The following is a 16,927-nucleotide window of genomic DNA, read 5'->3' as shown; positions in this document are numbered from 1 at the left end:
TTTGATCCCAAATAATCTAGGAGCGGGGATGGCATCGGTCAAGATGTCAGCGATACTGTTCGGGATCAAACGACACTTGGAGGAGGGCTCGTGACCGACCTCTCGTACGAGGAATGGCGCGCCCGTGCCGCCGGGCTCGCCCCGCACACCGGCCACCACATCGACGGCGAGTTCACCGGCACGGGCTCGACCCCCGTCATCGCCCCGCGCGACGGCGCGACGATCGCCGAGATCGCGTCCGCCGGAACGGCCGAGGTCGACGCGGCCGTCGCCGCCGCCCGCCGCGCCTTCGACACCGGCCCCTGGCCGCGCCTGTCCCCCGCCGAGCGCAAGGCGGCCCTGCTGCGCTGGGCCGACCTGATCGAGCGCGACCGCGCGACGCTCGCCCTTCTCATCAGCCTGGAAATGGGCAAACCGGTCACCGAGGCGAACGGCATCGAGCTGCGCGCCGTCATCAACTGCCTCCGCTGGTACGCCGAGGCCGTCGACAAGCAGCTGGACGAGTCGCCCCGCACGTCCGCCTCGTCGCTGGCCCTGGTCACCCGCGAACCGGTGGGCGTGGTCGCGGCCGTCGTCCCGTGGAACTTCCCGCTGACCATGGCCGCCTGGAAGATCGCCCCGGCCCTGGCGTCCGGCTGCACGGCCGTGCTCAAACCGGCCGAGGAGTCCCCGCTGTCCGCGCTGCACCTGGCCGCGCTGGCCACCGAGGCCGGGCTGCCGCCCGGGGTGTTCAACGTCGTCAACGGCCCCGGTGAGGTCGCCGGGCGCGCCCTCGGCGAGCACCCGGGCGTGGACGTCCTGGCCTTCACCGGCTCCACCGAGGTCGGACGTCACTTCCTGCGGTACGCCGCGAACACCAACCTCAAGCGCGTGTGGCTGGAACTCGGCGGCAAGTCGCCCAACATCATCCTTCCCGACGCCCCGGACCTGGACGCCGCCGCCGACACCTCCGCGTGGGGGATCTTCTTCAACGCGGGCGAGATGTGCACGGCGCCGTCCCGGTTGCTGGTGCACCGCTCGATCGCGTCCCGGGTCGTCGACCGGGTGGTGGCCCGCGCGGAGAGCCTGCGGACGGGCGATCCGCTGGACCCGGCCACCGAGATGGGTCCCCTGGTCTCCGCACGGCACCACGCCCGCGTCCTGGAGCACGTCGAGGCCGCCAAGGCGGACGGCGCTCGCCTCCGGGCGGGCGGGCAGGCGGCCGGCCGGTTCCTCTCCCCCACGGTCTTCGACCAGGTCAAGCCGGACATGAGGATCGCCCGCGAGGAGGTCTTCGGCCCGGTGCTGGCCGTTCTGGAGTTCGACGAACTCGACGAGGCGATCGCCCTGGCCAACGACACCGAGTACGGCCTCGCCGCCGCCGTCTGGACGTCCGACCTGTCCACGGCGCACAAGGTCTCCCGCGCCCTCCGGGCGGGGACGGTCTGGGTGAACTGCTACGAGGAGGGCGACATGAGCGTCCCCTTCGGCGGCGTCAAGCAGTCGGGCCACGGCCGTGACAAGTCCCTGCACGCCCTCGACAAGTACACCGACCTCAAGACCACCTGGATCGAGCTGTGACCCGCCCCCTGATCGCGCTGCCGGCGCGCTTCTCCGAGTCGGCCTCCGCCCTCCGCTACCGCGCCGAGGTGGCCGCCCAGGCCCTGGTCGAGGCGGTCTTCCGGGCCGGCGGCGAGCCGTTCGTCATGCACCCGGCGACGCCGTTCGACCCGTCCCGCCTGGACCGCTGCGACGGTCTCCTCCTGCCCGGGGGCGGCGACCTCCACCCCCGCCACTACGGCGCGGACACCGAGCACGAGGCCCTCTACGACGTGCACGACGAGCAGGACGACTTCGACCTGGCCCTGGCGGCCCACGCGGTGCGGACGGGCCTGCCCACCCTGGCCGTCTGCCGCGGGCTGCAGGTCGTCAACACCGTGCTGGGCGGCACCCTCAACCAGCACATGACGCAGGAGCACCGGCACGTTCTCCACCCCGTGACGGTCAAGCCCGGGACGCTTCTGGCCAAGACGCTGGACGCGCAGCAGCTCACCGCGTCCTGCTACCACCACCAGTCAGTCGAGACGCTGGCACCGCCCCTCACGGCGACGGCCCATGGGGCCGACGGCACGATCGAGGCCGCCGAACTCACCGACGCCGGGAAGACCGGGGACGGCGCCTGGTTCCTGGCCGTCCAGTGGCACCCGGAGGACACGGCCGCCGACGACCCCGTCCATCAGGCGCTCTTCGACGCCCTCATCGAGGCGTCCGCCAGGCCACGCGGTCCAGAAACGCGTCGATGAGCGTGTGGGTGCGGCGGGCGGACTCGGCCTCCGTCCGCTTCACCTCCACCATCAGCTCGTCGGGGTCGACGCCCTCCGCCCGCATGTGCGGGTCTCCACCGTGCGCCATCCACAGCCCGAACTCATCGGGCGTGATCTCGGGGTGGAACTGCACGCCCATGGACCGGCCGAGCACGAACGCCTGCGAGCAGACCTCGTCGCGCGCGATCTCGACCGCTCCGGGCGGGAGGATCCACCGGTCGTAGTGGAAGTGGAACCACGGTCCGGGCGCGACGAGCTCCGGATCGTCGGTCTCGATCTCCACCCATCCCATCTCGGCGCGCGGGGCACGCTCCACCCGTCCGCCGAGCGCGGCGGCGAGCGCCTGCCCGCCGAAGCAGATCCCGAGGACCGGAACCCCCGCCTCGTGCGCGCTCGCGAGCATCGCCAGCTCGGGCCCGACCCACGACGCGACCTTCGGATCGTAGACGGACCAGGGCGCCCCCATGGGAACGATCAGGTCCCATTCCCGCGGGTCCGGAAAGTCGCACCGGACGTCCGGAGTGTGATGCCGCTCCTCGGGGACCACGAGCAACTCGGTGATCTCGAACCCCCGCGCCACCAGCCGTTCCCCCACCGGTCCGGGCGGTGAAACATGGTCATGCTGCACGATCAGCGCTCGCACGGCGTCCCCTCCCACGGCGTCCCCTTCGCTACGGACTCTCCAGATCGTAAGCCCCCAAACGACCTGCTCACCAGTCACGGACCCCCGCCGCGCTCTGCTATAAGGGTTGCCACAAAGTGAGCCATGTCATTTCATGACATGCTGTTACACCATTAAGGGTCGGCCCCGGACGAGGGAAAGCGAACGAGATGGCGGACAGGACCGCGGCGGGCGACAGGCACCTGGTCGTCCCGAGTACGCCGAACCGGCCGGACCTGGCGGGATGCCCGGTCCTCAAAATCATGGTCTGGGTCCTCGCCGCCCTTGTCGGCGTCGCGGCCGCCGGTGCGCTCGTCTCGCTCCTGCCCCGTGGCCGGGGGCGCCGCGGCACCCGCCGGATCCCGCGGCGACGGCCCTGGCAGCGCGCGCGGAGCGCGGTGCCGGCGCCCCGCACCCGACAGGACACCGGGCGAACGGCCGAGGTCGAGGACGACCTCGAAGCGCGGGCGCCGCAGCGGGCCCGAACCTGACGGCGGTCAGGGTTTGCGGAGCAGGAGAACTCCTGCGGGAGTGCGCTCGTGGATCGAGGTGGGTTGCCGGACGAACCGGGCCGCCTCGACCAGCCCGGCGCGGCGGAGCACGGCGGACAGGCCGTCCGGCGACCAGCGGTAGGCGAGCGCGACCTTGTGGTCGAAGGGCTCGGGCGTGCCCGCCTCACAGGTCTGGAAGCCGACCAGGACATGACCGCCCGGGGCGAGGACGCGGTGGAACTCGGCGAAGATCCGGGGCAGCTCGTCCGGGGCCGTGTGGATGATCGAGTACCAGGCGAGGATGCCGCCCAGGCTCTCGTCGGCGAGATCGAGGGACGCCATCGTGCCCTCGTCGAACCGCAGGTCCGGGTACTCCTTGCGGGCCTGGGCCAGCATTCCGGGCGACAGGTCGACACCGAACGCGGACAGACCGAGGGACGCCAGGTGAGCGGTGAGAAATCCCGGGCCGCAGCCCAGGTCGGCGACCGGCAGGGCACCCCGGACGAGTTCGGCGAACGCGGCGATCATCGCGCGGTCGAGCGGCAGATCGTCCATGACGTCGCGGAAGGTGTCGGCGTAGAGGACGGCCATGGAGTCGTAGGCGGCCCGGGTCGCGGATTCGGTCATGCGGAGAGACGGTAGCGGGCCTGGCGGTCCGCCGGAGATCCCGGGACGAGCCCGGACAGCTCGCGTTCGACGGCGGCCGCGGCCCTGAGGCAGAACGCGACCGGCTCGTCGGCGGAGTCGGGACGCTCGTCCACGAGAACGTCGGCCAGCCCGTCGCGCAGCAGGTCCGCCGCCCGGACCCGCTGCGCCGCCGCCACCTCGTCCGCCCGGTCCGTGGTGCGGTGGACGAGCAGCGAGGCGCCCTCGGGCGGGAGCGGGGAGAGCCAGGCGTGCCGGGCGACCAGGACGCGGTCGGCGGGCAGGAGCGCGAGCGCCGCGCCGCCCGCGCCCTCGCCGAGCAGCAGGCAGAGCGTCGGCGCGGGCAGCGTCATGAGGTCGGCGAGACAGCGGGCGATCTCCCCGGCGAGCCCGCCCTCCTCCGCCTCCCGCGACAGTTCGGCGCCGGGCGTGTCGACGACGGTGACCAGGGGCAGGCCCAGTTCGGCGGCGAGCCGCATGCCCCGGCGCGCGACCCGGAGCCCGGCCGGGCCGAGCGGGGACCCGGTGCGCTGCCCGTACCGGTCCTGCGCGACCAGGACGCAGGGTGCCGCGCCGAAACGGGCCAGGGCCAGCAGAAGCCCCCGATCGGCCTCGCCCTCGCCGGTTCCGGAGAGCAGGGTCACGTCCGCCGCGCCGTGGCGGAGCAGCTCGCGGACGCCCGGACGGTCGGGGCGCCGGGACCGTTCGATCGACTCCCACGCCGGCGTCTCGGGCGCGGCACCGGCGGGCGGCCCGGGCGGCCCGGGCGCGGGCGGCAGGGTCGCCGGCGGACGCCCGCACAGGACGTTCAGCGCCCGGGACGCCGTCTCCGCCAGTTCGTCGATGCCGATCACAGCGTCCAGGAGCCCCCGGGCCGCGAGGTTCTCGGCGACCTGCACGCCGGACGGGAACGGTTCGCCGTACAGCCCCTCGTACACGCGCGGACCCAGGAACCCGATGAGCGCGCCCGGTTCTGCGGCCGTCACATGGCCGAGCGACCCCCACGACGCGAAGACCCCGCCGGTGGTGGGATGCCGCAGGTAGACGAGGTAGGGAAGCCCCGCGGCACGGTGCGCCACGACGGCGGCGGTGATGCGGGCCATCTGGACGAACGCGGCCGTCCCCTCCTGCATGCGGGTGCCGCCGGAGGACGGCGCGGCGAGCAGCGGCAGGCCCAGCGCGGTGGCGCGTTCGACGGCCCGGACGATCCGGTCGGCGGTGGCGACGCCGATCGACCCGGCCAGGAAGCGGAACTCCGACACGACGAACGCGACGCGACGGCCGCGCAGCCGGCCCTCGCCGGTGCGGACGGCCTCGTCGCAGCCGCCGCGCTCCCGGGCGGCGGCGAGGTCCGCGCCGTACGGGGTGGAGGGGGCCGGGTCCGCCGTCGGCGCGTCCCAGGGCGTCCAGCCGTCCGCGTCCAGGACGCGGCGCAGCAGTTCGCGGGCGCCGGCTCGTTCCACCACACGACCATCATGACCACCCGGACAGGTCACCCCGCGTGCCGGGGGCGGACACTGGGAGCGCGACCGACGACGAGAAGGAGACCATGGTGTCCGAAGAGATCCATTTCGCGTCCGCGCGGGACCTCGCCCGCCGGATCCGGGCGCGGGAGCTGTCGGCACGGGAGGTCGTCCAGGCCCATCTCGACCAGATCGAGCGGACGAACCCGCGGGTCAACGCCATCGTGACGCTGGTCGCGGAACGGGCGCTGGAGCAGGCGCGCGCCGCCGACGAGCGGCTCGCCGCCGGGCGGGAGACCGGACCGCTGCACGGGCTGCCGGTCGCGCACAAGGACACCCACGCCACGGCCGGGATCCGCACCACCTTCGGGTCACCGATCTTCGCCGACCATGTCCCGCTCACCGACGACCTGGTCATCGAGCGGATCCGCGCCGCGGGCGCCATCACGATCGGCAAGACGAACGTGCCGGAGTTCGCCGCCGGGTCGCACACGTTCAACCCGGTGTTCGGCGTCACCCGCAACCCCTACGACCCGACGCGGTCGGCGGGCGGCAGCAGCGGCGGCGCGGCGGCCGCGCTGGCGTGCGGGATGCACCCGATCGCGGACGGCAGCGACATGGGCGGCTCGCTGCGCAACCCCGCGTCGTTCTGCAACGTCGTCGGGTTCCGTCCGTCGCCCGGCCGGGTGCCGTCATGGCCGGTCGCCGCGGGCTGGACGACGATGGGGGTGCAGGGTCCGATGGCCCGCGAGGTCGCGGACGCCGCGCTGCTGCTGTCGGTCCTCGCGGGACCCGACCCGCGCAGCCCCATCGCCCTGGAGACGCCCGGCCACGTGTTCGCGGGCCCGCTCGACCGGGACGTCGCCGGGCTGCGGATCGCCTGGTCTCCCGACCTCGGCGGGAAGGTGCCCGTCGACCCCGCCGTCGCCGGCGTCCTCGCACCGGCGGTGATGACGTTCGAGGATCTCGGCTGCACGGTGGACGAGGCGTGCCCCGACCTGTCCGGCGCGGACGAGGTCTTCCGGACGCTGCGCGCCTGGCAGTGGGACATCACCCACGGCCCGCTCCTGAACGAGCGCCGCGCCGACTTCAAGACCTCCCTCGCGAAGAACATCGAGGCGGGGCGCGGCCTCACCGGCGCCGACCTCGGACGGGCCGAGACGCTGCACACGGCCCTCTTCCACCGCGTCCGGAAGTTCTTCGAACGCTACGACGCGCTGCTGCTGCCGGTCAGCCAGGTGCCGCCGTTCGACGCCGGGATCGAGTACCCGGCGGAGATCGCCGGGCAGCCCATGCCCGACTACCTGGAATGGATGCGATCGTGCTTCCTCGTCTCGGCGACCGGGTCTCCGGCGCTGTCGGTGCCCGCCGGATTCACCGGCGGCGGGCTGCCGGTCGGGTTGCAGATCGTCGGGCCGCATCACGCGGACCTGTCCGTCCTGCGGATCGGACACGCCTTCGAGCAGGCCACCCGGCACGGAACCCGCCGTCCGCCGCTGGCCTGAACACCCGGTGTCTCAGCTCTGGTCGAGCGGGAGACGCAGGACGAGCCTTGCGCCCTTGTCGCTGTCCGCGGCGACGAGCGTCCCGCCGTGCGCGCGGGCGATGTCCCGGGAGATCGTCAGGCCGAGCCCGGTGCCGCCGCGGTCGCGTTCCCGGCCCTCGGCGAGCCGCTGGAACCGCCAGAAGACGCGCTCGCGGTCCTCGGGCGCGATCCCGGCGCCGTCGTCCACGACCTCCAGGACGGCGTCCGCCCCGTCCGCGGCCACGCTCACCCACACCCGCGACGCGGCGTGCCGCTCGGCGTTGTCGAGCAGGTTCGTCAGCAGCCTGACGATGTGGTGCGCCGTGACCCGCACCATGACCCCGTCGGCCGCGTGGACCTCGACCGGAACCCGCCGGGGACGGCGGGCCGTCTCCGACCGGACCAGCTCGCCGAGGTCGACCCGCTCCCGCGCGACATGCACGCCCGCGCCGAGCTTGGCCATGATCAGCAGGTCGCTGACGATGCCCTGCAACCGGTCGGCGTCGGCGAGCGCGGCACGGGCGACGGCGGGCCAGTCCTCGTCCTCCGGATGCTCCAGCGCGACCTCCAGCTGGGCGCGCAGACCGGTGAGCGGGCTGCGCAGCTCGTGCGACACGTCCGCGACGAAGCCGCGCTGCTGCGACAGGACGGACTCCAACCGGCTCAGCGCCACGTTCACCGACTCGGCCAGCTCGGACACCTCGTCGTTCGGGCGGGGGACGGTCACCCGGCGACCCGCGCCCCGGCCGGTGATCTGGGCGAGTTCGCCGGACATCACCCGAACCGGACGCAACGCCCGCCGCACCGACACCGCCACGACCCAGGCGACCACGGCGGTGCCGAGCAGCGCCCCGGCCGCGAGCAGGCCGAGGAACAGGGCCCGGTACCGGCCGAACACGGTGATGGGCGCGCCGGCGTGCACGATCCGCACGCCGTGCCGGGTCAGGACGCTCTCGGAGACGAGATAGACCCTCCCCTCGCCCGGAAGGGAGACGGTGCGCTGGACGGACCGTCCCGGTTCGCCCGGCAGCGGCACCTCGAGCGCGGCCCGGCCGCGCAGCGTCGCGCTGGAGGCGACCACGGCGCCCTCCACGTCCACCACCTGGAGAAGCGTGAAGTCGGCGTCCCGGACGGGCAGCATGGCGTGCGGGTCGGCGACGCGCACGTACACGGTCAGATCGTTGATCACGAAGTCGGCGCGCTCGCGCAGCTCGTCGTACACGACACCGCGGACGACCAGGTAGAAGAGGGCGGCGCCGAGCGCCAGCAGGACGAAGACGACGAGGGCCACGACCGCGGTCACCCGGGCCCGCAGCGACCAGCCCGACGGCGACGGCCTCCCCCCGAACATCCGCACCCCGGCGCCCCTCCCCCTTTCCGGCTCCCACGCGGCTCCGGGGCTCCGCGCGACGTCCCAGCGCCTGGGGGGTGAACGCAGAACACATTGTTACCGGACCATTGCTCTGCGAAACATCACCACATTCCGGACGGACGTGACGAACGCGTTACCGCACTTCCTGGTGTGACGCGAGATATTCCGCCGCCGAACGGGGATGGACGGACACGAAGCGGGGAGACACCCGGGAAGATCATGGACGCAGACATCAGACCGCTCGAACCCGCCGATCCGCGTGAGGTCGGCGGGCACACGCTGCTCGGCCGTCTCGGCTCGGGCGGCATGGGCACGGTCTACCTCGGCGCCGACCCGGTGTCCGGCGGACGCGTCGCGGTGAAGACCATCCACCCGCACCTCGCCGGTGACCCGACCTACCGGAAACGTTTCCGGGACGAGGCGTACCTGGCCGGTCGCGTCGCCTCCTTCTGCACGGCGCGGGTCCTCGCGCACGGTGAGGAGAACGGGCGCCCGTACCTCGTCACCGAGTACGTGGGCGGCGTGTCGCTGCACGACCGGCTCGTCCACGACGGCCCGCTCCCCGCGCCCGACCTGCACGGCGTCGCCGTCGGCGTCGCGTCGGCGCTCGCCGCGATCCACGCGGCGGGTCTCGTGCACCGCGACCTCAAACCCGCCAACGTGATGCTCACCCTGTCGGGCTGCCGCGTCATCGACTTCGGCATCGCGCGCAGCCAGGACTCGACGGGCCCCGGGCGCTTCGGCGGATCGGCGTCCGGCGCGGTCCTCGGCACCCCCGGCTGGATGGCCCCGGAGGTCCTCGTCGGCGGGCCCGCGACCCCCGCGGCCGACGTGTTCGCCTGGGGCTGCCTCATCGCGCACGCGGGCACGGGACGGATGCCGATCGGCGGCGACCCGGCGACCCTCCGCACGGCGGCCGACACGGCCGACATGTCCGGGCTGCCGGAAGCGCTCGTTCCGGCGGTGCGGTCGGCCCTGGCGACGGACCCGGCGGACCGTCCGACCGCGTCGGACCTGCTGCTCTCCCTCGTCGAGCAGCCACCGAACGACGCCTGGCCACCCGCCGCCCCGAACCGGCTCACCGCCGCCGCGCCGGTGGAGGCCGACACCAGGGCGTTCACCCCGACCGGGGTGGTGACCGCCGCGCCGTCCACCCGCACCCGGCTGCTGGCCGCCGCCGGCGTCGCCGCGGGCACCGTCCTCATCGGCGCCCTCCTCGTCGGGCTGGCGCAGGACCAGCCCAAGAACGGGAACAGGCGCCGCTGACCGTTCAGACGCGGGAGATCACGACGAGCGCGCAGTCGTCGTCGCGGGCCGCGGCCATCGTCGCCACCAGCTCCTTCGCGCCGCTGCCGAACCCCTGCGGGACGAGACGCTCGGCCTCGCCGAGCAGCCGGTCGATCCCGGCGTCCAGATCGCTGCCCGGGGACTCCACCAGCCCGTCGGTGTAGAGGAGCAGCGCGTCACCAGACCGCAACGTTCCACGCTCCGGAACGCACTTCAGGTCGGGGACGACCCCGAGGACGACGCCCTTGGCCGAACTGACCCGCCACTCGCCGCTGCTCGCGTCGAACTGGACCGCCGGTGGATGGCCCGCCGACTCCACGGTGTACTCGCCGGTGCGCAGGTCGACGACGACGTGCACGGCGGTGACGAAGCCCTCGTCCCACCGCTGGCGTTGCAGGTAGGCGTTGCAGGCGGGCAGGAAACGATCGGGCTGGACCGATCCAAGAAGCCCCCCGAAGGCCCCCGACAGCATCAGCGCTCGGGTACCCGCGTCGGTGCCCTTGCCCGACACGTCCACCAGCGCGACCTCCAGGACGTCGCCGTCGGAGGACGACACCACGAAGTCGCCGCCGAACGACGACCCCCCGGCCTGCACCAGGACGACCTGCGAGCGCCAGCCGTCCGGCAACTTGGGCATCTCGCCCTGGCGCCGCAGCCTCTCCCGCAGCTCCAGCAGCATCGAGTCGCCGCGCAGCCCCTGGACGCCGAGCTTCTGCCGCGTCCGGGCGAGGGTGAGCGCGAGCACCGCGGTGATCGTCAACGTGGCGACCATCCCGACGCCGATCGCGGGAACGTCATGCCAGGCGTTGTAGGCCACCATCGCCACGACGATGCCGAGCAGCACGACCAGGGTCCGCACCTTCAGCAGCAGCCCGCCGCCGAGCACGATCAGCACCAACACCCCGGACGGCGCCAGGCCGCGCGTGTCGCTGGCCGTGGCGAGCCCGACCGCCACCGCGAGAACCGCCAGCGCCGCGAACACGTACCGCTCCCGGGTCAGCTTCCCCCGCCGGAGCCAGCGGTACAGCACCACGAGCACCGGGACTCTGCGCAGTACGGCGCGCAGTCGCGGCGGAAGCAGCTGGACCAGTCGTTGAAGCATGACTCCGGCACTGTACCGAGCATTCACCACCCCACGTCGGCATCCAGACCAGTGAGGCCCCTTTGCACCGGTCCAGCTCCGTAATATCCGGGTACGGGGGATGTTGAGAGGAGTCGTGGACATATGGGGCAGCCAAGCATGCGGATCACGGTGGACGCGGCGATGCGGGCACGGGACGTCTCCCGTCCGATCCCCGACGGCGACCAGGCACCGAAGAACGACTTCGACCAGGCCCGACCCTCAAGCGAGCCCACCAAGCGAACGAAGGCCGCCAAGAACGAACGCCGCCGCCTGAACAAACGCGGCCCCCGTCCGACGCCCTCCGCACTTCCGCCCGAAAAGCACTCCCCCGGCGACCCCCACTCCTGACCGCCTCGCGGTGAGCGGCTTGCTCCGCGCCCCGACCGGGTCGGCGCTCAAAGGATGATCGCGAGAGCCCCCGCGATGTCCCGTAGTCGCCAACCTTGATGACCGGCAACCGCACCGAGGCCTCCGCAGTCCCGCCCCGAGCCGCTACCCATGGCGATCCGGTTACCGCACCCTGCTCTCCGCCAGGCGTCCTGAGCGATTTGTGGAAGAGCGGGTTCGTTCCGCGATCCGGGCGGTCAGCGGGCGGACGGCAGTGGGGGGAGTTCGCCGGTGGTCTCGTAGTCGCCGAGCATGGTGATGCGGCGGGTATGGCGCTCGTCACCGGAGTAGGGCGTCTCGATGAACAGTTCGACGAACCGGGTCGCGGTTTCCGGGTCGTGCTGGCGGGCGCCGAGGCTGATGACGTTCGCGTCGTTGTGCTCGCGGGCGAGCCTGGCGGTGTCCTCGTTCCAGACCAGGGCCGCCCGGACGCCCTTGACCTTGTTCGCCGCCATCGCCTCGCCGTTTCCGGAACCGCCGATCACGATGCCCAGCGTGCCCGGCTCGGCGGCCGTGCGCTCGGCCGCCCGTAGGACGAACGGCGGATAGTCGTCCACGGCGTCGTAGGCGAACGCGCCGCAGTCGACGGCCTCGTGCCCGTTCTCCTTCAGCCAGGAGACCAGGTGCTCCTTCAGCTCGAAGCCGGCATGGTCGGTCCCAAGAAACACGCGCATGGGGTCGATTCTCGCAGGACCGGGACGTCGATCTTGCGGCGGCCTACTCCTCGTCGCGCCGCCGGTCGATGATCGTCCGGTCGGCGAGATCAGGGTCGTCGCCGTCCCAGGGGTTCGCGGACGGCTCCTGCTCGGCCTCGGCCGGTTCCGGGGTGTCCGCGGCGGCCTCCGGTTGCCGAGGCGCCTCCGGTTGTTGCGCCGGGGCGGGTTGTTGCGGCGGTGCGGGTTGTTGCGGCGCCGGGGCGGGCTGTTGCGGTGGGGCGGGCGGTGGGCCGAACTGTTGCGGTACCGGTGGACCCGGTTGCTGCGGGACGTGCGCGCCCGGCTGTTGCTGTCCCGGCGCGGGCCACGGCTGTTGTTGCGGATGTCCCTGCGGCGGGACGTACGGGACCGCGGACGGGTGCGGTTGCATCGGCGGCTGCTGCGGCTGCTGCGGGTGCGGCATCTGGTGCTGCGGCATCGGCACGCCGTGTTGTCGGGGAGCGTACGGCTGCTGCGGCGGGTACTGCGGGGCGCCGTAGGGCTGCTGCGTCGCCGGGGTGCGGGGACGGCCGAAGGCGAAGCCGCCCATGGCGCCCAGGCCGGGCAGCCAGCCGAACGCGAAACCGGCGGCCGCGCCCCGGGCGATGCTGGTGAAGACGGCCTGCGACAGGGTGGACGGGATGTAGTCGGCCGTCCAGTGGGCCAGGGCGCCGTACACGAGCCCGGCGACCCCGCCCGCGACGATCGCGGCCCACCAGCCGACGACGAGCGCGCCGAGCGGACCGCGGTTCTGGTCGATGATGCGGCCGGCGCCCGCCACGAACAGTGCCAGCAGGACGAAGAACAGCACCACGGAGAAGTCCGCGACCAGGACGGTGCTCCATTCCAGCCCGGGTTGCGGGCTGAACCGCCAGGCGAGCGAATGGGCCCAGATGACGAGGGGGCCGATCCCCTCGTCATACTGGAAGTCGCTTTCCTGGATGGCGTCAACGACCCACTGGTTGTTGAGAAGCAGGGTGAGCACGGCGACCGGGAGCACCGCGCCGCCGGCCATCATGAAGATCCGCCGCATCGTCATGCGGGAAGGGTAGTGCTGATCTCCGTCCGCCGATAGACGTCGTTCACCCGGCGTAGGCGGCCGGGAAACGGAATTCCGGGTCCACCTGCTCCTCCAGGCGTTCACCCGTCGCCTTGTTCGCCCAACTCCGCGCGTTCTTGACGTGGAACTCCACGGCCTGCCGTTGGAATTTGTCCCAGTCCTGGACGTGGGTGTCCACTTCGGCGCGCATTCGGTCGAGGGCGGCGGCGTTGCCGTCCTCCAGCGGAATGCCGTGGCGGCCCTGTTCGAAGGCGCGGACGGCGGCGGACTGGCCGACCCAGGTCAGCAGGTCGTCGCCGACGTGTTCGCGCAGGTAGGCGACGTCCTCGTCGATCTGCACCTTGTTGCCGACGACACGGATGGCCACGTCGTAGTTGCGGGCGTACTCGGTGTACTGCCGGTAGACGCTGACGCCCTTGCGGGTGGGTTCGGCGACCAGGAACATCACGTCGAAGCGGGTGAACAACCCGGACGCGAACGTGTCGGCCCCGGCGGTCATGTCGACCACGACGTACTCGCCGGGCGCGTCCATGAGGTGGTTGAGGTACAGCTCGACCGCACCGGTCTTGGAGTGGTAGCACGCCACGCCGAGGTCGTCGTCGTTGAACGGGCCGGTGGCCATGAGCGTGATCCCGTCGACGTCGTGGCCCGTCTCGTGGAAGGGATCGTCCCCGCGGAACCGCAGCAGCCGCGAGCCGGATCCGGGCGGGGTCGTCTTCACCATCGCCGCCGCCGAGGAGATCCGGGGGTTGTCCCCGCGCAGGTACTCCTTGATCTCGGTGAGCCGGTCGCCCAGCGCCGGCACCTTGGCGGCGCGCGCCTCGTCCAGGCCGAGCGCGACGCCGAGGTGCTGGTTGATGTCGGCGTCGATGGCCACCACGGGCAGCCCTCGCCCGGCCAGATGGCGGGCAAAGAGCGCCGAGAGGGTGGTCTTGCCGCTGCCGCCCTTGCCAACGAACGCAACCTTCACGTTTGCCTCATTTCGGAATGAAAACCGTTACCATTACTGGTGGTCTTCCTGAGTGTGGCAAGGCGACGACACCCCGTGCAACCCGAAACCCCGAACCGAAAATTCACCGCGGGTGCGCATTCGCCGTGAACATCCACCACCGGCGCCCGCCGCTGTTGACAGGACCGGGCGCCTCAGCGGGCCGTGGCGGCCGGATCGAACCCGAAGGGCAGTTCCAGGCGGTGGGACGTGAGCAGCTCGCCGTCCATCAGGACGTCGCGGGTCGGCGCGTCCGCGGCGATGACCCCGCCCGAGAGGATCACCGACCGTGGGCACAGCTCCGCCGCGTACGGGAGATCGTGCGTGACCATCAAAACCGTCACGTCCAGGCTCAACAGGATCTCGGCCAGCTCGCGGCGGCTCGCCGGATCGAGGTTGGAGGACGGCTCGTCCAGCACCAGGATCTCGGGCTCCATCGCCAGGACGGTGGCGACCGCGACACGACGGCGCTGCCCGAAGCTGAGGTGCTGCGGCGGACGGTCGGCCACGCCCAGCATGCCGACCCGGTTCAACGCGTCTCGGACCCGGAGGTCGAGTTCGGCGCCGCGGATCCCGAGGTTGGCGGGCCCGAACGCGACGTCCTCCCGGACGGTCGGCATGAAGAGCTGGTCGTCGGGGTCCTGGAAGACGATGCCGACGCGTCGGCGGATCTCGCGCAGCGTCCGCCTGTCCTTCGGGTCGACGGCGAGGCCGCCGACCCTGACCTCGCCGAGGCCGCCGTGCAGGATGCCGTTCAGGTGCAGGACGAGCGTGGTCTTTCCGGCGCCGTTCGGCCCGAGCAGCGCGACCCGCTCACCCCGGTCGATCGTGAGGTCGACGCCGTAGAGGGCCTGGGTTCCGTCCGGGTAGGCGTAGGCCAGGCCCCGGACGTCGAGGGACGGCACGGCGGGGGCCTGCCCGAGGTCCGCGGTCATGGCATCGTCCAGGCGGCCAGCGTCACGCACGCCGCGGCCAGCGGAAGGGCCGCGGCGGCCGTCCACTGCGCGGCCGTCGCGCTGACATCGTGCACGACGGGCATGCGCCCGTCGTAGCCGCGGCTCAGCATCGCCAGGTGCACCCGCTCACCCCGTTCGTACGAGCGCAGGAACAGCGCTCCGATCGATTTGGCGAGGACGCGGGTGGCGCGCAGGTCGCGGCCCTCGAAGCCGCGGGACGCCCGCGCCACCTTCATCCGGCCGAGTTCCGCCGCGACGACGTCACCGTATCTGAGCATGAACGTGGCGATCTGCGTGAGGAGCGGCGGCATCCGCAGCCGGTCGATGCCGAGCAGCAGCAGCCGGGGCTCGGTGGTGGCGGCCAGCAGGATCGAGGTGACGACGCCGAGCGTTCCCTTGGCGAGGATGTTCCACGCGCCCCACAGACCGTTCTCGCTCAGCTCGAGCCCCAGGACGCCGACCTTCTCGCCGCTCGCGACGAACGGCATGAGGACCGCGAACGCCACGAACGGGACCTCGATGACGACCCGCCGCGCGACCGTGCCGAACGGGATCCGCGCGGTCGCCGCCACGGCCGCCAGGAGCAACGCGTACAGCCCGAACGCCCAGAACCGTTCCCGTGGCGTCGCGACGACCAGCAGCACGAACGCGAGGACGGCGACGAGCTTGCACTGGGGAGGGAGACGGTGCACGGGCGAGGCGCCCGGAACGTACAGCCGGCTCGCCGCCCCGGCGGCATGGCCCGCGCCCATCAGCCCGTCCCGGACGTCCCGGAGGCCACGTTCTCCTCCCGCCGCGGCGCCGCGTCGGAGGAACCGCGCCGCCGGACGAACCAGAACAGCCCACCGCCGGCGAGCAGGACGACGCCGACACCGATGACGCCGGACAGCCCACCGGACAGCCGCGCGTTGTCGACGCCCTTGACGCCGTAGTCGCCGAGCGGGGAGTCCTTCAGGCCGTGGTCCTTCTCCTCGGCGTTGATGCCCTTGTCCTCGGCGACCTTCTCCAGACCGTCGGGATCGGCGCTGGCGTAGTAACTGACGATCCCCGCCAGGACGAGTGAGACGAGCAGGAACCCGATGAAGAACCGCTTGGTGGTCATGTCGTGCTCCTTCTCAGGCCCTGGACGGCTCCGCGGGCCCACCGGGACCCGCCTTCGGCTCGGTCGCCTCGACGGTGCGCAGCCGCGGCGGCTCGATCAGCCCGCGCGCGCCGTGCACCAGGTCGGGCCGGACGGCGAGCACGCTGGACACGGTCACCGCGGTGATCAGCGCCTCCCCGATGCCGATCAGCACATGGACGCCGACCATCGCCGCGGCGACCTTCGCGATCGACACGTCCGTCGTCCCGCCGACGGCGTACAGCCCGGTGAACGCCAGGGCGGAGGCGGGCACCGAGACGACGGCCGCGACGAACGCCGCCGCGCCGACCGACGACCGGTTCTTCGGCAGCACGCGCAGCACCAGCTGGAACAGGCCGTACCCGACCAGCACCGTCACCAGCGCCATGACGGTGATGTTGACACCGAGGGCGGTGAGGCCGCCGTCGGCGAACAGCAGCGCCTGGACGAGCAGGACGACCGACACGCACAGGACACCCGTGTAGGGCCCGACGAGGATCGCCGCCAACGTGCCCCCGAGCAGGTGCCCGCTCGTCCCGGACGCCACCGGGAAGTTCAGCATCTGCGCGGCGAACACGAACGCGGCCGTGAGCCCCGCGAGCGGCGCGGTCCGGTCGTCCAGTTCGCGCCGGGCACCGCGCAGCGCGACCCCGACTCCGGCCACCGCGACCACCCCCGCCGCCACGGACACCGGCGCATTGATGAAACCGTCCGGTACGTGCACGACTGGATCACCCCTACCTCTGTGCAGCCAGCGGGAACCTGTGTGTAGCTGGCACGACCAGTTTGTCGGCATGGGTAGTGCAATTGCAATATTCTCGCAATAGCAACTTAGAACTAACTTGTGAGCA

At 72.3% G+C, this 16,927-nt stretch carries 18 protein-coding genes; 6 read left to right on the top strand and 12 right to left on the bottom strand.

Translation table 11 applies throughout. From position 1 onward, the window contains the following. The first annotated feature begins 90 nt into the window (after positions 1–90). Both BZB76_RS12745 and BZB76_RS12740 read left to right on the top strand, forming a co-directional pair. Positions 91–1,560, top strand: coding sequence for an aldehyde dehydrogenase family protein (locus tag BZB76_RS12745; protein WP_121434452.1), 1,470 nt, complete (start codon positions 91–93; stop codon positions 1,558–1,560). Then, on the top strand, positions 1,557–2,282 hold the full coding sequence (locus tag BZB76_RS12740; protein WP_121434451.1) for a gamma-glutamyl-gamma-aminobutyrate hydrolase family protein: 726 nt from the start codon (positions 1,557–1,559) through the stop codon (positions 2,280–2,282). Before BZB76_RS12745 ends, BZB76_RS12740 begins: the two co-directional genes overlap by 4 nt. Here the strand turns inward: BZB76_RS12740 and BZB76_RS12735 are convergent. Continuing rightward, positions 2,236–2,946, bottom strand: a complete 711-nt coding sequence (locus BZB76_RS12735) for a type 1 glutamine amidotransferase (protein WP_121434676.1) — start codon at positions 2,944–2,946, stop codon at positions 2,236–2,238. The two genes, BZB76_RS12740 and BZB76_RS12735, sit on opposite strands and share 47 nt — an antisense overlap. Before the next feature lie 188 nt (positions 2,947–3,134). On the opposite strand from BZB76_RS12735, the gene BZB76_RS12730 reads away from it, so the two are divergent. Further along, entirely contained in the window at positions 3,135–3,455 is a 321-nt protein-coding gene (locus BZB76_RS12730) for a hypothetical protein (protein WP_121434450.1), read from the top strand. Between the two features lie 6 nt (positions 3,456–3,461). Here the strand turns inward: BZB76_RS12730 and BZB76_RS12725 are convergent, their stop codons facing one another. Together BZB76_RS12725 and BZB76_RS12720 are read right to left on the bottom strand one after the other, a co-directional pair. After that, positions 3,462–4,082 (bottom strand): class I SAM-dependent methyltransferase, encoded by a 621-nt coding sequence (locus tag BZB76_RS12725; RefSeq protein WP_121434449.1) that lies wholly within the window; start codon positions 4,080–4,082, stop codon positions 3,462–3,464. Beyond that, positions 4,079–5,566, bottom strand: a complete 1,488-nt coding sequence (locus BZB76_RS12720; protein WP_420534773.1) for a carboxyl transferase domain-containing protein — start codon at positions 5,564–5,566, stop codon at positions 4,079–4,081. The genes BZB76_RS12725 and BZB76_RS12720 overlap by 4 nt, the downstream gene beginning before the upstream one ends. 83 nt (positions 5,567–5,649) lie before the next feature. On the opposite strand from BZB76_RS12720, the gene BZB76_RS12715 reads away from it, so the two are divergent. Then, entirely contained in the window at positions 5,650–7,068 is a 1,419-nt protein-coding gene (locus BZB76_RS12715; RefSeq protein WP_121434674.1) for an amidase, read from the top strand. 12 nt (positions 7,069–7,080) lie between these two features. Here BZB76_RS12715 and BZB76_RS12710 read toward each other — a convergent pair whose 3' ends face one another. Continuing rightward, positions 7,081–8,439 carry a sensor histidine kinase gene (locus BZB76_RS12710; protein WP_121434448.1) on the bottom strand — a complete coding sequence of 453 codons (1,359 nt, stop codon included), beginning with the start codon at positions 8,437–8,439 and terminating at the stop codon, positions 7,081–7,083. A gap of 240 nt (positions 8,440–8,679) precedes the next feature. Here BZB76_RS12710 and BZB76_RS12705 point away from each other — a divergent pair, with 240 nt between their 5' ends. Further along, the gene (locus BZB76_RS12705; RefSeq protein WP_121434447.1) at positions 8,680–9,726 is read left to right on the top strand and encodes a serine/threonine-protein kinase; all 1,047 of its coding nucleotides are present in this window, start codon (positions 8,680–8,682) and stop codon (positions 9,724–9,726) included. 4 nt (positions 9,727–9,730) lie between these two features. Here the strand turns inward: BZB76_RS12705 and BZB76_RS12700 are convergent, their stop codons facing one another. After that, positions 9,731–10,849: a PP2C family protein-serine/threonine phosphatase gene (locus tag BZB76_RS12700; protein WP_121434446.1), complete on the bottom strand. Its 1,119-nt coding sequence runs from the start codon at positions 10,847–10,849 to the stop codon at positions 9,731–9,733. A 123-nt stretch (positions 10,850–10,972) separates the two neighbouring features. On the opposite strand from BZB76_RS12700, the gene BZB76_RS12695 reads away from it, so the two are divergent. Then, on the top strand, positions 10,973–11,218 hold the full coding sequence (locus tag BZB76_RS12695; protein ID WP_147449420.1) for a hypothetical protein: 246 nt from the start codon (positions 10,973–10,975) through the stop codon (positions 11,216–11,218). A 236-nt stretch (positions 11,219–11,454) separates the two neighbouring features. Here the strand turns inward: BZB76_RS12695 and BZB76_RS12690 are convergent, their stop codons facing one another. The 7 genes from BZB76_RS12690 to BZB76_RS12665 form a co-directional block, all read right to left on the bottom strand. Then, positions 11,455–11,931 (bottom strand): ribose-5-phosphate isomerase, encoded by a 477-nt coding sequence (locus BZB76_RS12690; RefSeq protein ID WP_121434444.1) that lies wholly within the window; start codon positions 11,929–11,931, stop codon positions 11,455–11,457. A 43-nt stretch (positions 11,932–11,974) separates the two neighbouring features. Continuing rightward, a complete protein-coding gene (locus tag BZB76_RS12685) occupies positions 11,975–12,991 on the bottom strand; it encodes a hypothetical protein (RefSeq protein WP_121434443.1) in 1,017 nt (338 codons plus the stop codon). A 43-nt stretch (positions 12,992–13,034) separates the two neighbouring features. Further along, complete coding sequence (locus BZB76_RS12680) at positions 13,035–13,982, bottom strand: ATP-binding protein (protein WP_121434442.1); 948 nt, start codon at positions 13,980–13,982, stop codon at positions 13,035–13,037. 173 nt (positions 13,983–14,155) lie between these two features. Further along, entirely contained in the window at positions 14,156–14,935 is a 780-nt protein-coding gene (locus BZB76_RS12675; protein ID WP_121434441.1) for an energy-coupling factor ABC transporter ATP-binding protein, read from the bottom strand. Beyond that, a complete protein-coding gene (gene cbiQ / locus BZB76_RS12670; protein ID WP_121434440.1) occupies positions 14,932–15,708 on the bottom strand; it encodes a cobalt ECF transporter T component CbiQ in 777 nt (258 codons plus the stop codon). Before cbiQ ends, BZB76_RS12675 begins: the two co-directional genes overlap by 4 nt. Continuing rightward, entirely contained in the window at positions 15,708–16,058 is a 351-nt protein-coding gene (locus BZB76_RS34755) for a PDGLE domain-containing protein (protein WP_170180610.1), read from the bottom strand. The genes cbiQ and BZB76_RS34755 overlap by 1 nt, the downstream gene beginning before the upstream one ends. Positions 16,059–16,071: 13 nt before the next feature. Further along, positions 16,072–16,800: an energy-coupling factor ABC transporter permease gene (locus BZB76_RS12665; protein ID WP_170180609.1), complete on the bottom strand. Its 729-nt coding sequence runs from the start codon at positions 16,798–16,800 to the stop codon at positions 16,072–16,074. Between the last annotated feature and the right edge of the window lie 127 nt (positions 16,801–16,927).

Source organism: Actinomadura pelletieri DSM 43383 (assembly GCF_003634705.1).
In the GTDB taxonomy this organism is placed as follows: Bacteria; Actinomycetota; Actinomycetes; order Streptosporangiales; family Streptosporangiaceae; genus Spirillospora; species Spirillospora pelletieri.
This window is presented reverse-complemented; position numbering and strand designations above follow the sequence as displayed.

What these genes read in the sequence shown, in the direction of transcription:
- BZB76_RS12730 (WP_121434450.1), top strand. Translation starts at nt 3,135, where the DNA reads ATGGCGGACAGGACCGCGGCGGGCGACAGGCACCTGGTCGTCCCGAGT.
- BZB76_RS12725 (WP_121434449.1), bottom strand. Translation starts at nt 4,082, where the DNA reads ATGACCGAATCCGCGACCCGGGCCGCCTACGACTCCATGGCCGTCCTC.
- BZB76_RS12715 (WP_121434674.1), top strand. Translation starts at nt 5,650, where the DNA reads ATGGTGTCCGAAGAGATCCATTTCGCGTCCGCGCGGGACCTCGCCCGC.
- BZB76_RS12710 (WP_121434448.1), bottom strand. Translation starts at nt 8,439, where the DNA reads ATGTTCGGGGGGAGGCCGTCGCCGTCGGGCTGGTCGCTGCGGGCCCGG.
- BZB76_RS12705 (WP_121434447.1), top strand. Translation starts at nt 8,680, where the DNA reads ATGGACGCAGACATCAGACCGCTCGAACCCGCCGATCCGCGTGAGGTC.
- BZB76_RS12700 (WP_121434446.1), bottom strand. Translation starts at nt 10,849, where the DNA reads ATGCTTCAACGACTGGTCCAGCTGCTTCCGCCGCGACTGCGCGCCGTA.
- BZB76_RS12695 (WP_147449420.1), top strand. Translation starts at nt 10,973, where the DNA reads ATGGGGCAGCCAAGCATGCGGATCACGGTGGACGCGGCGATGCGGGCA.
- BZB76_RS12690 (WP_121434444.1), bottom strand. Translation starts at nt 11,931, where the DNA reads ATGCGCGTGTTTCTTGGGACCGACCATGCCGGCTTCGAGCTGAAGGAG.
- BZB76_RS12685 (WP_121434443.1), bottom strand. Translation starts at nt 12,991, where the DNA reads ATGACGATGCGGCGGATCTTCATGATGGCCGGCGGCGCGGTGCTCCCG.
- BZB76_RS12675 (WP_121434441.1), bottom strand. Translation starts at nt 14,935, where the DNA reads ATGACCGCGGACCTCGGGCAGGCCCCCGCCGTGCCGTCCCTCGACGTC.
- cbiQ (WP_121434440.1), bottom strand. Translation starts at nt 15,708, where the DNA reads ATGGGCGCGGGCCATGCCGCCGGGGCGGCGAGCCGGCTGTACGTTCCG.
- BZB76_RS34755 (WP_170180610.1), bottom strand. Translation starts at nt 16,058, where the DNA reads ATGACCACCAAGCGGTTCTTCATCGGGTTCCTGCTCGTCTCACTCGTC.